Genomic DNA, 14,166 nt, shown 5'->3' with positions numbered 1-14,166 from the left:
CAGGCTCATCGCCCCCTCCGCCGTCATCCCGTTGTCGTCTTCCGCTCACGCCACCCATGCCCATCCAGGTCTAATGTTGATCGTCCCCGTCCCCCACGGAGACCCGCCATGTGGCTGCTCGACCATCTCTGGCCCAGCCGTCGACCGCTTCCTCCCCCGGTCGCGGATGCGCCGCAGGCGCCGCCACGCCGGCCCTGGCTGAAACGACCCGCGCGGGCGGGGCGCAGCGGCATGGCGCCCTGGCAGAAGATCGCCACGCCGCCGCGGCGCACGCGCCACTAGTCGCTGCGGTCTGACGGGTGATTGATCCCGTCGCTGACCGGAATGACCCCCAGCGCAAACGGATCAATGCCTTCCAGGCAGGCCACGTTGTAGCCGTACTCGTCCGGGTTGGAGCGGCGCCGGTGATGGGTGTAGATGCCGCACACGCCGCAGAAGTAGTGCTCGGCCACATGGGTGTTGAACTGGTACTTCTGCAGGTGATGCTGCCCGCGCACCACCTGCAGGCCGTGGCGGGGGACGCTGGCGGCGATGGCGCCACGGCGCCGGCACATCGAGCAGTCGCAGCGGCGGGGATCGACGATCCCGTCCGGCAGGTCCAGCAGCAGCTCGACCGTGCCGCAGTGGCAGGTTGCGCGGTGCCGGGGTTGGACCGGAACGCCGGCCACGGAAGTGATGCCCATCGTTGCTCCTGTGTGATTCATCTGGCCGCGGGGCCGCCGCAGACGGTGCGCCGGCGTGCCTGAACGGGCCGTAGATGCCACGGTGAACCCGCTTGTGGCTAACTATGCGGCTTCGGGACCGCGACAGGATGCCAGTGAGAGCCGCAGGACGTTGGATGACAGGAAGTGCCATGGCGCTGGCAGCGTTGTGGGTGACCGGGCTGCTGGCTTACCAGATGCCCGGGCCGGGCTGGCTGGCGAACGGCGTTGCCGTGCTGTGGCTGCTGGCTGCGCTGTGGGCCTCGTGGCGGGTCGCGCGTGGCCGCAGCAGCCGTCGCCTGGGCCTGGCGTTCGGCGCTTCGCTGGCGCTGGCTGGCCTCTGGTGGCTGCTGCTGACCCCGCGCCAGGACCGCGTATGGGCCGACGACGTGGCCCAGCGCCTGCATGTGGTGTCCTTCGACGGGCGCCACGTGGTGTTCGACAACGTGCGTGATTTCACCTGGCGCAGCGAGACCGACTACGACGCGCACTGGGTGCGCCGCGCGTACGACCTGGACCAGCTGCGCTCGGCCGACCTGGTGCTGTCGTACTGGATGGGCCCGGCGATCGCCCACACCCTCATCTCGTTTGGCTTCGAGGATGGGCGCCACGTGGTGTTCTCGCTGGAGATCCGCAAGGAGCGCGGCGAATCGTTCTCGGCACTGGGCGGCTTCTTCCGCAAGTTCGAGATGACCCTGGTGGCCGCGGAGGAGACCGACATCATCCGCACCCGCACCAATGCGCGCGGTGAGGATGTCTACCTGTACCGCCTGCATGGCATGGACCGTGCGCAGTTGAAGGAGCTGTTTGCCGCGTACGTCGCACAGGCACGCGAACTGGATGCGAAGCCGGGCTTCTACAACACGCTCACCAGCAACTGCACCACCATCGTCTTCGACCTGGCCCGCCACATCGCGCCGCGCCTGCCGCTGGACTACCGCCTGCTGCTGTCCGGCTACCTGGCCGAGTACGCACAGGAGGTGGGTGCGTTGACCCCGGGTGTGCCGTACGCCGAGCTGCACGACAAGGGCCGCATCACCCAGCGCGCGTTGGACCTGGGCAGCGGCGAACACTTCTCCACCGTGATCCGCCAGGGCGTACCTGGCACCGAGCAGGACCCGCAGTAATGACTCGACTCCTCCTGATCCGCTGGCAGCGTGCGCTGCCGGTGTTGTTCGCCGCCTTCCTGCTGCTGGGCAGCAGCGGTTGTGCGATGGTCACCGTCAAGCAGGTCAAATCCAGCGATTCGCTGGTCAACAAGCGTGCCGACGTGCTCAATACCGGCAAGCTCAGCCCCGCCGCGCGCGAGACGCTCAGCGCGGCAGGCCTGGACGAATCGCAGTGCGAGAAGGACTTCCTGGTCTGCCGCAGCACGCTGCTGATGACCGACGATCTCAATGTCGAGCAGCGGCTGTCGGCGCTGTCCGAACTGTGGGTGAAGGCCGCGCTGGCGCTGACGCCGAAGAAGACCGCAGCCGGTGATCCGCCGATGAGCGACGCAGCGCTGGACGCCTGGCTGGAAGCCGCGCGCTACGCCTATGCCTACCTGTTCTACAGCGGCCGCTCGCCGTCCGACCGTGCCTTCGAGGACCGGCAGACACAGGTGCGCGACTACTACAACTACGCCGCCGAGAAGGCAGCGGTGGTGCTGTTCGTGCGTGCGCGCGCCGCTGCGTTGGCGGGCGAGGACTACACGAAGCCGATCTCGGTTGGCAGCTGGTCGCTGGCCTCCAACTACCAGCAGCTGAACCTGAAAAGCATTCCCGCGCAGCTGGTGCCGGCCGGCACGGTCAGCTTCGTCGGGCTGCGCAGTACTTATCGCCGTGATGGCTTCGGTGCCGAGCTGGTGATGGTGATGGACCCGCCGAAGCTGGTCGCACCCGTAGTCGCAGCGGATGGCCCGAAGGCCGAAACGGCAGCGGATGAAGGCGGTCACGAGCGCCGTGGCCGTCGCCACCGGCATGACGATTCGGTGCCTGAGTTCAGCGAGATGTCCTCGATCAACGTCACTGCGTTGCTGCGCTTCGAAGGCAGCAGCCTGGACGATGTGATGCGGACGCGCCGGGTTGAACTGGATGCCTATTCGCCGGAAGCCACCGAGCGCATCACCCTGCACGGCGAGCAGGTGCCGCTGGCCGGCAATTTCACCGCGGCTTACGGCCTGTGGCTTGCCCAGAGCGGCTTCGCCCGGCAGTCACTGCGCACCCTGTTCGGCATGAGCGAGGGCATCGGCGAGCCACACATCTACCTGATGCAGCCGTGGGACCCGAACCGCCGCATCATCTTCATGCTGCACGGCCTGGCCAGCAGCCCGGAAGCCTGGGTGAACCTGGCTAACGAGATCATGGGCGACCCGGAGCTGCGCCAGCAGTTCCAGGTGTGGCAGGTCTATTACCCGACCAACGCACCGATCGCGCTGAACCGCTACGAGATCGCCAACGCGTTCAACGACACGCTGAAGCACTTCGATCCCAATGGCAGCACGCGTGCATCGAAGGACATGGTCTACATCGGCCACAGCATGGGCGGCGTGCTCGCGCGGCTGCTGGTGAGCGATTCCGGTGACGTGCTGTGGAACGACCTGCTGGCCAACTATGACCTGAAGGGCGAGCGTCTGAAGCGCGTGCAGAACAAGCTGGGGCCGTTGCTGCATTTCAAGGCACAGCCGAACGTGGAGCGCGCAATCTTCATCGCTGCGCCGCACCAGGGCACCGATATTGCCGGCAACAAGGTCGGGCGCCTGCTGGGCCGGCTGGTGCGCCTGCCACTGACCATCCTCGGCAAGTTCGAGGACGTGTTCATGGCGCTGGCGCAGGCCGAGCAGCAGGTCGATGGCACGGCCAAGCCGAAGATTCCCAACAGCATCGACAACCTCAAGGCCAGCGATCCGTTCGTCAAGGCCGCAGCGCAGCTGCCGATCGAAGCGGGACTGAAGTACCACTCGATCATCGCCCAGCGCAAGCCGGAGCTGCCGGTGGACAAGTCCGATGACGGACTGGTGCCGTACTGGAGTGCGCACCTGCCGGGTGCACAGTCGGAGAAGGTGATCATTTCCGGCCACAGCGTGCAGGAGACCCCGCAAGCGGTGCTGGAAGTGCGGCGCATCCTGCACCGGGATATCGATGACGTGGGGACGGGGACCCGGTAGTGCCAGCCGCTGGCCGGCACTCTCCGCGCACGCGGGAATCCCGTGATGGTGCCGGCCAGCGACCGGCACTGCCGAAACCCGACGGCGCTACACCCGCCGCGCGATCACCGCAGCCAGCACCGCCAGGCCGAAGGTGATCGCCAGGCACAGCAGGTAGCCGGTGTGCGGCGCGCTTTCCACGAACAGCGCGAACAACGCACCGGAGACCGCCAGCGCGGTGGTCACCGACAGGGCCTCGCTCAGCTGCAGGGCCGACGTGTTGGCACCCTGCTCATGCGCTGCTGACAGCGAAAGCGTGAGTACCGAGAGGCTGGCGTAGATCATGCCCATGCCGAAACCGGTGACCGTCCAGCCCACCAGGGCCACCGGCAATGGCACTGCATTGAACAACACCGCAAGCGTTGCGGCGATGCCGACCGTCATCATCGCCGTGCCGACGCGCAGCAGTTGCTGGCGTGACCAGCCGCGCTGCTGGTGACCCTGCAGCCAGGAGCCGGCGAACCAACCGAGTGCGCCGAGGCTGAGCACCGCGCCGGCCCAGCTGGGCGGGAGTCCGCGTTCGCGCTGCAGCAGCAGCGGCAGGTAGGCTTCGCAGGCGAAGAATGCGGCAGCGGCGATGCCGCGCAGTGCGATCACGCTGGGCAGGCCCCTGCGCAGGATCAGCGTTCCGGCCGGCAGCAGTCGATGCACGCATAGCAGCAGCGCCAGCATCGCCACGCCGATGCAGAGCAGGGCGGTCGGACCGTGCTGCTGGCCGCCGAAGTACAGCAGCAGCGCCGCCAGCGATGCACCACTGGCCCAACGTACGACGTTGCCGCGCCCCTCGTCGTCGTTGCTGTCGGCGGAGGCCTGCATGCGCGCCAGCGCAGGCCGCAGCAACAGGGCAGCAGGGACTGCCAGCAGCGGCACCGCCAGGAACACCCAGCGCCAGCCGAGATGCTGGACGATCAGGCCGCTCAGCGCCGGGCCGACCATCGAGGGCACCACCCAGCCCGCCGAGAATGCCGCGAACACCTTCGGCCGCAGGTGCTCGGGGTAGCTGCGGCCGACCATCACGTACAGCGAGACCGAAATCGCGCCCGCACCCAGGCCCTGCAGCAGGCGCCCGGCCACCAGCATGCCCATGCGCACGGCGAAGCCGGCCAGCAGCAGGCCCAGCACGAAGCAGGCCAGGCCGTACCACAGCGGCCGTGCCGGGCCCTGGCGGTCGGCCCAGCGTCCGGCCAGGGTCATGCCGATCACGCTGGTGGCCAGGGTGCCACCGAAGGCCAGCGCATACAGGCGCAGGCCGCTGAGTGCTTCGGCCACCGTGGGCATCGCGGCCGCGACGGCCAATGCTTCGAAGGCGTGCAGCGCGACCAGCGCGACCATGCCGAGGGTGGTGGCGCGGTAGCGCGCGGACAGGATCGATGTGTCAGCCGGCAGGCGGGTGTCGGCGGGAGAGAGGGTCGGGGTCATACCTGTCAGGTGCGGGCCGCGCTTGTCAACGGGCGGCGAAGATAGCAGCATGCCACCTCAACTATAGTTGAGGTCAAGCAATGGCATCCCAGGAACTCAGCGTTGGCGAGGTCTCCCAGCGCAGTGGCGTGGCCGTTTCCGCACTGCATTTCTACGAGCGCAAGGGGCTGATCAGCAGCCTGCGCACCTCGGGCAACCAACGCCGTTACAGCCGCGACGTGCTGCGCCGGCTGGCAGTGATCCGCGTTGCGCAGCGGGTGGGCATGCCCCTGGAAGCGGTCGGCCGCGCCTTCGAGAGCCTGCCTGAAGGCCGTGCACCGACCAAGGCTGACTGGGCCAAGCTGTCCGCGCGCTGGCGCACCGAGCTGGAAGAGCGCATCCACATGCTGCAGCTGCTGCGCGATGAACTGACCGGCTGCATCGGCTGTGGCTGCCTGTCACTGCAGCATTGCCGCCTGGCCAACCCTGGCGACGTTCTCGGCGAACGCGGCGATGGCCCGATGCGCTGGGAATGAAAAAGGGGACGCGCTCCCGGTAGCGCCGGGCCATGCCCGGCGGACGAAAACGACTTAATCCCCTCCGTCCCCTTTTTCTTACCAGGCCGTGATCGTCTCGCCGCTCTGGATGCCTTCCACTGCACGCTGGAAGGCCAGTGCGGCGCGTTGCGCGCTTACCGCTTCGAAGCCCGGGAAGTAGGGGCCGTAGGCCGCCATCGATTCGATCAGTACGTTCGGGCTGACCACGTTGATGCGCAGGCCGCGCGGGAGCAGTTCCAGTGCGGCGGCGCGCACGAAGCCTTCCAGTGCGGCATTCACTGCGGTGGCGTTGACGCCGTCGCGGATCGGTTGTGCGCTGACGATGCCGCTGGTCAGGGTGATCGAGCCGCCACTGTTGAGATGGTGCTGGGCGGCCAGTGCCAGCCGCACCTGGCCCAGCAGCTTGTCCTGCAGGCCCAGGTTGAACTGCTCGGGCGTCATGTCCTGCAGCGGACCGAAGTGCAACTTGCCGGCGGTGGAGATCACCGCATCGACTGCACCGGTACGCGCAAACAGCGCGGCGACGCTGGCGTCGTCGGTCAGGTCCACGCGCAGTTCGCCACTGTGGCGGCCGGCGGCGAGAATCTGATGCTGTTGGCCGAGCTGACGGGCGACTGCCTGGCCGAGGGTGCCACTGGCACCGACGAGGAGGATCTTCATGGCCGTTCCTTGCGTGTGGGAGTGAGCGCAGTCTGCGCCGTCACAGCGGGGTTAGGTAAGCGGCGTATGATTCGCAGATTCCTAACTCTGGATTAGCAATGGATACCCTTCGCTGCATGCAGGCCTTCGTCGCCGTGGCCGAGCGCGGCAGCTTCGCCGGCGCCGCCGAACAGCTGCAGGTGTCGGCGGTGATGGTGGGCAAGTACATCCAGCAGTTGGAAGCACATCTGGGCACCGCGTTGCTGCAACGGAACACCCGCCGCCAGCGCTTGACCGAAGCCGGCAGCGCCTACCTGGCCGGGTGCCGGCAGGTGCTGGAGCAGGTGCAGCAGGCCGAGGCCGATGTGGCCGGCCTGCAGGTACAGCCGCGTGGCCTGTTGCGGGTCAGCGCGCCCACCACCTGGGGCAGCTGCGTGCTGGCGCCGCAGCTGGCCGGCCTGCTGCGCGCGCAGCCGCAGTTGAATATCGAGCTTGACCTGAGCAACCGCCGCGTGGACCTGATCGAAGATGGCTTCGACGCGGCGATCCGGGTCGGGCCGTTGCCATCGCAGGAGGTGGTGGCGCGGCCGCTGCCGCCGTATGCGATGAGCCTGTGCGCGGCGCCGTCTTACCTGCGCAGGCGCGGCACGCCGCGAACACCGGATGACCTGCAGGGGCACGACTGCCTGAGCCACCTGGCCTGGCGCGGCGGGCATGGTTGGCAGTTGGCCAACGGCGAACAGGTCGACTGGGAGGCACGGCTGAGCAGCAACGATGGCTTCGCGTTGCGCGAAGCCGCCGTGGCCGGGGCCGGGCTGGTACTGCAGCCCACCGCACTGCTGGCGGCGGAGATCGCAGCGGGGCGGTTGAAGCCGCTGCTGCGCGACTACCTGCCCGAACCGCGGCCGATGCACCTGATCTACCTGCCCGATCGACGTCCGCGCCCGCGTTTGCATTGCTTCGTGGATTTCGTCATGGCCACGTTGGGGCAATGAACATCCACGCCATGCGTGGATGATGGTAGGTGCCGACCGTTGGTCGGCACACATCGGGATCAATCATTCGCCGCAGACAATTCCTGTCCACGCACCTGCGCGGCGCGCAGTGCGGTGTCCACCAGTGCCTCGAAGCCGCCAGCCTGGAAGCTCTCGATCGCGGCCTGGGTAGTGCCGTTGGGTGACGTCACGCGGCGGCGCAGCTCTGCGGGGCTCTCACCGGCCTCATCCAGCATGCGCGAGGCGCCCAGCAGGGTCTGCACCACCAGCGTGCGCGCGGCGTCGGCCGGCAGGCCCTGGGCAATGCCCGCTGCTTCCATCGCTTCGGCCAGCAGGAACACATAGGCCGGCCCGCTGCCAGACACGGCGGTGACCGAATCCATCAGTGCCTCGCGTTCGATCCACACCGTGCGCCCGGCACTGGCCAGCACCTGTTCGGCCTGCGCGTGCTGCTGTGCATCCACCGAGGGCGTGGCATACAGGCCGGTCACGCCGGCGCCGAGCAGAGCGGGGGTATTGGGCATTGCGCGCACCACCGGCAGGTTGCCACCCAGCCAGCGCTCCAGCTGTGCGCTGGTGATGCCGGCAGCGATCGACACCACCAGTGGCCGGTTTGCCTGGGCCAGTGCCTGCAGCGACTTGCAGACCTCACGCAGCACCTGCGGCTTCACCGCCAGCAGCCAGGTGCTGCCCTGTGCGGCGGCATCGGTGGCGTTGTCGTGTACCTGCACGCCGAAGTCGGCAGCCAGCGACTCGCGCAGCGCTGCAACCGGTTCGGCCACATGGATGTGCGCGGCGGGCACGCCCTGGCGGATCAGGCCGGCGATCAGGCTGCGCGCCATGTTGCCGCCGCCGATGAAGGTGATGGAATCAGCTGCCATGGATGTCTCCTTGGAAAATCAGGCCGGGCGCGGGCGCGCGCCGAACAGGGCGGTGCCGATGCGCACCAGGGTGGCGCCCTCGGCGATGGCGTCGGCGTAGTCGCTGCTCATGCCCATCGACAGCGTGTCGACCTGTGCATGCTGGGCGGCCAGCGACTGGAAGAGTGTGCGCATGCGCACGAACGCATCCCGACGGCGCTCCACCTCGGGCCACGGCGCAGGAATCGCCATCAGGCCACGTAGGCGCAGGGTGGGCTCGGCGGCAATCGCCGCGGCCAGTGCGTCCACTTCTTCCGGAGCACAGCCGTGCTTGCTGGATTCATCGTCGATGTTGACCTGGATCAGCACATTCAGCGGGCCGCGTGCGGCCGGGCGATGGCGCGCCAGCGCCGTTACCAGCTTGGGCCGGTCCACGCTCTGCACCCAGTCGAAGTGGGTGGCCACGGCCTCGGCCTTGTTCGACTGCAGGTGGCCGATCAGGTGCCACTCCAGCGCCAGGTGCTGCAGCGCCTGCATCTTGGCCAGCGCTTCCTGCACATAGTTTTCGCCGAAGGCCTGCTGGCCCTGTGCGGCCAGCGCGGCCACGGCCTCGGCCGGTTGGGTCTTGGACACGGCCAGCAGGCGCGGATCGGGCCGGCCGGCCGCCTCGGCGGCGGCATGCAGGTTGCTCAGGATCTGGGGCAGGGGAGTGGCCACGTAACGCGTTCCGTTGAATCAGGAGGCTATACTGCCGCCCGGGGAAAGATCCTTCCAGTCGAAGCCGTTATTGGGGAGTAGCCGCTCATGGATATCGCCGAACTGCTGGCGTTTTCCGTAAAGAACAAAGCGTCCGACCTGCACCTGTCTGCAGGCCTGCCGCCGATGATCCGCGTGGACGGCGACGTTCGCCGGATCAACATCCCGGCCCTGGACCACAAGCAGGTCCACGCGCTGGTGTACGACATCATGTCCGACAAGCAGCGCCGCGATTACGAGGAATTCCTCGAAGTGGACTTCTCCTTCGAGATCCCGTCGCTGGCGCGCTTCCGTGTGAACGCGTTCAACCAGAACCGCGGCGCCGGTGCGGTGTTCCGTACCATTCCGTCCGAGGTGCTCACCCTCGAGGACCTGGCCTGCCCGCCGCTGTTCCGCGAGGTGATCCAGCAACCGCAGGGCCTGATCCTGGTGACCGGCCCGACCGGCTCGGGCAAGTCGACCACGCTCGCGGCGATGATCGACTACATCAACAAGAACGAATACGGCCACATCCTCACCGTCGAGGATCCGATCGAATTCGTGCACACCTCGCAGAAGTGCCTGATCAACCAGCGCGAAGTGCACCGTGACACGCATGGCTTCAACGAAGCACTGCGCTCGGCACTGCGTGAGGACCCGGACATCATCCTGGTCGGCGAACTCCGCGACCTGGAAACCATCCGCCTGGCACTGACCGCCGCGGAAACCGGCCACCTGGTGTTCGGCACCCTGCACACCAGTTCGGCGGCCAAGACCATCGACCGTATCATCGACGTGTTCCCGGCTGGCGAAAAGCCGATGGTGCGTTCGATGTTGTCCGAGTCGCTGCGTGCGGTGATCTCGCAGGCACTGCTGAAGAAGGTCGGCGGCGGCCGGACCGCGGCGTGGGAAATCATGGTCGGCACCCCGGCCATCCGCAACCTGATCCGCGAGGACAAGGTGGCGCAGATGTACTCGGCCATCCAGACCGGCCAGCAGTACGGCATGATGACCCTGGACCAGCATCTGCAGGACCTGGTCAAGCGCAGCCTGATCACCCGCAACCAGGCCCGCGAGTACGCCAAGGACAAGCGCCTGTTCGAGTAAGGCGGGACAACCACGGGCGGCGTGCACCAGTGCGGCGCCGTCCCCGTGCCGTTTCCTCCACCGACCGTTTCCTGGTACATGCCCTCTTGGGAGCCCGCCGTGAACAGCACCGCGACCACCATCGATTTCACTTCGTTCCTCAAGCTGATGGCGCACCAGCGCGCCTCGGACCTGTTCATCACGGCCGGCATGCCACCGGCGATGAAGGTCAACGGCAAGATCTCGCCGATCACGCAGACGCCACTGACGCCGCAGCAAAGCCGCGACCTGGTCCTCAACGTGATGACCCCGGCGCAGCGCGAGGAATTCGAGAAGACCCACGAATGCAACTTCGCCATCGGCCTGTCCGGTGTCGGCCGTTTCCGCGTGAGCTGCTTCTACCAGCGCAACCAGGTCGGCATGGTGCTGCGCCGCATCGAGACGCGCATTCCGACCGTGGAAGAGCTGAGCCTGCCGCCGATCATCAAGACGCTGGCGATGACCAAGCGCGGCATCATCCTGTTCGTCGGTGCCACCGGTACCGGTAAATCGACTTCGCTGGCGGCGATGATCGGTTACCGCAACCAGAACTCAACCGGCCACATCATCACCATCGAAGACCCGATCGAATTCGTGCACAAGCACGAGGGCTGCATCATCACCCAGCGCGAAGTCGGCATCGATACCGACAGTTGGGAAGCGGCGCTGAAGAACACCCTGCGCCAAGCGCCGGACGTGATCATGATCGGCGAGGTGCGTACCCGCGAAGGCATGGACCACGCCATCGCGTTCGCCGAAACCGGCCACCTGGTGCTGGCCACGCTGCATGCCAACAATGCCAACCAGGCGATGGACCGCATCGTCAACTTCTTCCCGGAAGACCGCCGCAACCAGCTGTTGATGGACCTGTCGCTGAACCTCAAGGGCGTGGTCGCGCAGCAGCTGGTGCCGTCGCCCGATGGCCGCTCGCGCAAGGTCGCGATGGAGATCCTGCTGGGCACGCCACTGGTACAGGACTACATCCGCGACGGCGAGATCCACAAGCTGAAGGAAGTGATGAAGGACTCGGTCCAGCTGGGCATGAAGACCTTCGACCAGAGCCTGTTCGAGCTGTACCAGGCCGGCGAGATCAGCTACGAGGACGCGCTGCGTTACGCCGATTCGCAGAACGAGGTGCGCCTGCGCATCAAGCTCAGCCAGGGCGGCGACGCGCGCACCCTGTCGCAGGGGCTGGATGGGGTGGAGATCTCCGAAATCCGCTGACCTGACCGGCAACGGTCATGACCGGATTGATGAATTCCAGTCATGACCGACTGCGGTCCAGCCGGCTCAATCCATCGCCACCGCAGGCGTATCGTCAGCATTCCCCCTCTGGAGTACGACGATGCAGACACGTGAACTCGGCCGCAGCGGCCTGAAGGTTTCCGCCCTGGGCCTGGGTTGCATGGGCCTGACCCATGCCTACGGCCAGCCGGTCGAACCGAGCCAGGGCATTGCCCTGCTGCACGCCGCCGTCGAGCGCGGCGTGACCTTCTTCGACACCGCCGAGGTGTACGGCCCGTACACCAACGAAGACCTGCTCGGCCAGGCCTTGGCCCCCTACCGCGACAGGCTGGTGATCGCCACCAAGTTTGGCTTCAAAGATGCGCGCACCGATGCCGGCCTGGACAGCCGCCCGGAGAACATCCGTGCCGTGGCCGAAGCCAGCCTCAAGCGCCTGCGTACCGACCATATCGATCTGTTCTACCAGCACCGCGTCGACCCGAACGTGCCGATCGAGGATGTGGCCGGTACCGTGCGCGACCTGATCGCCGAGGGCAAGGTCGGCCACTTCGGCCTGTCCGAGGCGAGCGCTGCCACCGTGCGTCGCGCGCATGCGGTGCAGCCGGTCACCGCCGTGCAGAGCGAGTACTCGCTGTGGTGGCGCGAACCGGAGCGTGAGCTGCTGCCGACGCTGCAGGAGCTGGGCATCGGCTTCGTGCCGTTCAGCCCGCTGGGCCGCGGCTTCCTGACCGGTGCGATCAACGCCGATACCACCTTCGACGCCAACGACTTCCGTAACAGCGTGCCGCGTTTCGAAGTGGAGGCGCGCCGCGCCAATCAGGCGCTGGTGGATCGCATCAGCACGATTGCGGCAGCGCGCGGTGCGACGCCTGCGCAGGTCGCACTGGCCTGGCTGCTCGCGCAGGCATCGTGGATCGTGCCGATTCCGGGCACCACCAAGGTTCATCGCCTGGAAGAAAACCTGGGCGCGGCCGACCTGCAGCTGGCGCCGGAAGAACTGCAACGCATCGCGCAGGCGCTGGACGAAGTGTCGATCGTTGGCGAGCGCTACAACGCGCAGCGTGCGGCACAGGCCAAGGGCTGACCAGCCGGTGAGTGCGGACAGTGGGTCCGCACTCCTTGACCCTCACCCCATCGGCCCGCGCAGCGCATCAAGCACCGTCCGCATCGCCACGGTCACGTGGCGGCGCGAAGGGTAGTACGCGTAGTAGCCATCGAAGTGCGGGCACCAGTCGTCCAGCACTGATTGCAGCCGGCCATCGTCCAGCATCGGCTGCACCTGGTCTTCCGGCAGCCAGGCCAATCCGCTGCCTGCCAGCGCAGCGGTGCGGGTCATGCCCATGGTGTTGAACGTCCACTGGCCGCTCACGCGCACGCTCAGTTCATTGCCGTCCTGGCCGAAATCCCACGGCATCAGCCCACCATGCGTGGGCAGCCGCAGGGTCACGCAGTTGTGCCCGGCCAGGTCGTCTGGATGCCGCGGCACCACGTGCTGGCGGAAGTAGCTGGGCGCCCCGACCACGCGCATGCGCAGCGGCGGGCTGATCGGTACGGCGATCATGTCGCGCGCCAGCCGCTCACCCAGGCGGATGCCGATGTCGTAGCGCTCGGCCACGATGTCGGCCAACCCGTAGTCGGCCGCCAGTTCCACCTTCAAATCCGGATACTGCTGCAGCAGCGGCGCCAGCCTGGGCCAGGCGATGTACTCGGCGGCGTGGCCGGTGGCATTGATACGGATGGTGCCGGCCGGGCGTTCACGGTACTCGGCCAGCGCGGCCAGCCCGTCCTCGATCTCGGCCAGGCGCGGGGCCAGGGTATCGAGCAGGCGGGCACCGGCTTCGGTGGTCGAGACGCTGCGGGTGGTGCGGGTCAGCAGGCGCACGCCCAGGCGCTGCTCCAGTCCGCGCATGGCATGGCTGAGCGCGGACTGGGACACGCCCAGCTGGGCGGCAGCCTTGGTGAAGCTGCCCTCGCGGGCAACGTGGACGAAGGCCTGCAGGTCGTTGAGATTTTCGCGGGGCATGCGGGAATGATACGGCCGGGCTGCGCCCGGCACCTGCTTCAAGCCAAGGCAACGTCAACGTCAAATGCGTGCATTCCGTGGGATGGCGGGGTGGGTCCGGTTGAGGGGGACGCCGTCCGTGTGGCTCGGTCGCGCTTGCTCGTGTGCGCTGTCCTGCGCACACGGCAAGACCGGGGTTGGGCGTCCTGCCCAACCCGCCCGAGGCATGCCTCGGGCCCATGGCGCTCACGCCCCGCAACCTGAGCCACCCCGCCTTCGACAGTTTCCCGCGAGCTGTTGGAACGGCATTCTGCCTTGGTGGGTGCCGACCGTTGGTCGGCACCGGGTCAAACGTGTAGGTATGTCGATTTCAGGGACTGTGGTTCGTCGAATGAATGACTTCAACGGGAGCTGCAGATGAGCACTGACACCAAGCCGAAAGGCCCGGCCTCGTACTTCCCCTCCATCGAGAAGACCTACGGGCAGCCGGTGGCGCACTGGTTCGGGCTGCTGGCGGGGAAGAAGGGCCTGAAATACATGGAACTGGTCAGCTTCCTGAAGAGCGAGCACGGCCTGGGCCATGGCCACGCCAACGCGCTGGTGGCATACCACCTGGCCGGCAAGGGGTAACCAGCGGCCGGCGGAGGGCAGGGTGGGACGCATTCAGCTGAACGATTTCATCTGCAACTGTCATGCGGATCGTGTCTAATAGCGCTCCCCAC

14 protein-coding genes are annotated in these 14,166 nt (G+C 67.1%); 8 read left to right on the top strand and 6 right to left on the bottom strand.

What is annotated here, in order from left to right; all coding sequences use genetic code 11:
- Positions 1-278: 278 nt before the first annotated feature.
- Entirely contained in the window at positions 279-683 is a 405-nt protein-coding gene (locus AC5P5V_RS03275; RefSeq protein WP_154350332.1) for a GFA family protein, read from the bottom strand.
- A gap of 170 nt (positions 684-853) precedes the next feature.
- Here AC5P5V_RS03275 and AC5P5V_RS03270 point away from each other — a divergent pair, with 170 nt between their 5' ends.
- Both AC5P5V_RS03270 and AC5P5V_RS03265 read left to right on the top strand, forming a co-directional pair.
- The gene (locus AC5P5V_RS03270) at positions 854-1,828 is read left to right on the top strand and encodes an Lnb N-terminal periplasmic domain-containing protein (protein ID WP_231352745.1); all 975 of its coding nucleotides are present in this window, start codon (positions 854-856) and stop codon (positions 1,826-1,828) included.
- Positions 1,828-3,849 (top strand): esterase/lipase family protein, encoded by a 2,022-nt coding sequence (locus AC5P5V_RS03265; protein WP_134969237.1) that lies wholly within the window; start codon positions 1,828-1,830, stop codon positions 3,847-3,849. Before AC5P5V_RS03270 ends, AC5P5V_RS03265 begins: the two co-directional genes overlap by 1 nt.
- Positions 3,850-3,936: 87 nt before the next feature.
- On the opposite strand, the gene AC5P5V_RS03260 is transcribed toward AC5P5V_RS03265, so the two are convergent.
- On the bottom strand, positions 3,937-5,358 hold the full coding sequence (locus AC5P5V_RS03260) for an MFS transporter (RefSeq protein ID WP_061479771.1): 1,422 nt from the start codon (positions 5,356-5,358) through the stop codon (positions 3,937-3,939).
- Positions 5,359-5,387: 29 nt separating this feature from the next.
- Here AC5P5V_RS03260 and soxR point away from each other — a divergent pair, with 29 nt between their 5' ends.
- Positions 5,388-5,822, top strand: coding sequence for a redox-sensitive transcriptional activator SoxR (soxR, locus tag AC5P5V_RS03255; RefSeq protein WP_005415534.1), 435 nt, complete (start codon positions 5,388-5,390; stop codon positions 5,820-5,822).
- Positions 5,823-5,900: 78 nt separating this feature from the next.
- On the opposite strand, the gene AC5P5V_RS03250 is transcribed toward soxR, so the two are convergent.
- The gene (locus AC5P5V_RS03250) at positions 5,901-6,503 is read right to left on the bottom strand and encodes a short chain dehydrogenase (RefSeq protein ID WP_134969238.1); all 603 of its coding nucleotides are present in this window, start codon (positions 6,501-6,503) and stop codon (positions 5,901-5,903) included.
- A gap of 98 nt (positions 6,504-6,601) precedes the next feature.
- Here AC5P5V_RS03250 and AC5P5V_RS03245 point away from each other — a divergent pair, with 98 nt between their 5' ends.
- Positions 6,602-7,477, top strand: coding sequence for a LysR family transcriptional regulator (locus AC5P5V_RS03245; protein ID WP_231352588.1), 876 nt, complete (start codon positions 6,602-6,604; stop codon positions 7,475-7,477).
- Positions 7,478-7,536: 59 nt separating this feature from the next.
- On the opposite strand, the gene proC is transcribed toward AC5P5V_RS03245, so the two are convergent.
- Positions 7,537-8,358, bottom strand: a complete 822-nt coding sequence (gene proC / locus AC5P5V_RS03240; protein WP_134969239.1) for a pyrroline-5-carboxylate reductase — start codon at positions 8,356-8,358, stop codon at positions 7,537-7,539.
- Between the two features lie 18 nt (positions 8,359-8,376).
- On the bottom strand, positions 8,377-9,054 hold the full coding sequence (locus AC5P5V_RS03235; protein WP_231352589.1) for a YggS family pyridoxal phosphate-dependent enzyme: 678 nt from the start codon (positions 9,052-9,054) through the stop codon (positions 8,377-8,379).
- Positions 9,055-9,141: 87 nt separating this feature from the next.
- Here AC5P5V_RS03235 and AC5P5V_RS03230 point away from each other — a divergent pair, with 87 nt between their 5' ends.
- The 3 genes from AC5P5V_RS03230 to AC5P5V_RS03220 all read left to right on the top strand — a co-directional run bounded on the left by AC5P5V_RS03230 (position 9,142) and on the right by AC5P5V_RS03220 (position 12,526).
- Positions 9,142-10,179, top strand: a complete 1,038-nt coding sequence (locus AC5P5V_RS03230) for a type IV pilus twitching motility protein PilT (RefSeq protein ID WP_004147099.1) — start codon at positions 9,142-9,144, stop codon at positions 10,177-10,179.
- Between the two features lie 99 nt (positions 10,180-10,278).
- Positions 10,279-11,421, top strand: a complete 1,143-nt coding sequence (locus AC5P5V_RS03225) for a PilT/PilU family type 4a pilus ATPase (protein ID WP_308141532.1) — start codon at positions 10,279-10,281, stop codon at positions 11,419-11,421.
- Between the two features lie 121 nt (positions 11,422-11,542).
- Positions 11,543-12,526 carry an aldo/keto reductase gene (locus tag AC5P5V_RS03220; protein ID WP_134968804.1) on the top strand — a complete coding sequence of 328 codons (984 nt, stop codon included), beginning with the start codon at positions 11,543-11,545 and terminating at the stop codon, positions 12,524-12,526.
- Between the two features lie 42 nt (positions 12,527-12,568).
- Here the strand turns inward: AC5P5V_RS03220 and AC5P5V_RS03215 are convergent, their stop codons facing one another.
- Positions 12,569-13,465, bottom strand: coding sequence for a LysR family transcriptional regulator (locus AC5P5V_RS03215; RefSeq protein WP_061479779.1), 897 nt, complete (start codon positions 13,463-13,465; stop codon positions 12,569-12,571).
- Positions 13,466-13,861: 396 nt separating this feature from the next.
- On the opposite strand from AC5P5V_RS03215, the gene AC5P5V_RS03210 reads away from it, so the two are divergent.
- Positions 13,862-14,074, top strand: a complete 213-nt coding sequence (locus AC5P5V_RS03210) for a DUF4287 domain-containing protein (protein WP_134968805.1) — start codon at positions 13,862-13,864, stop codon at positions 14,072-14,074.
- Positions 14,075-14,166: the final 92 nt, after the last annotated feature.

The sequence above is a fragment of the Stenotrophomonas sp. YJH_SMC_130 genome, assembly GCF_059369035.1.
The sequence above is the reverse complement of the archived record's forward strand: the minus strand, read 5'-3'. Positions and strand labels throughout refer to the sequence as shown.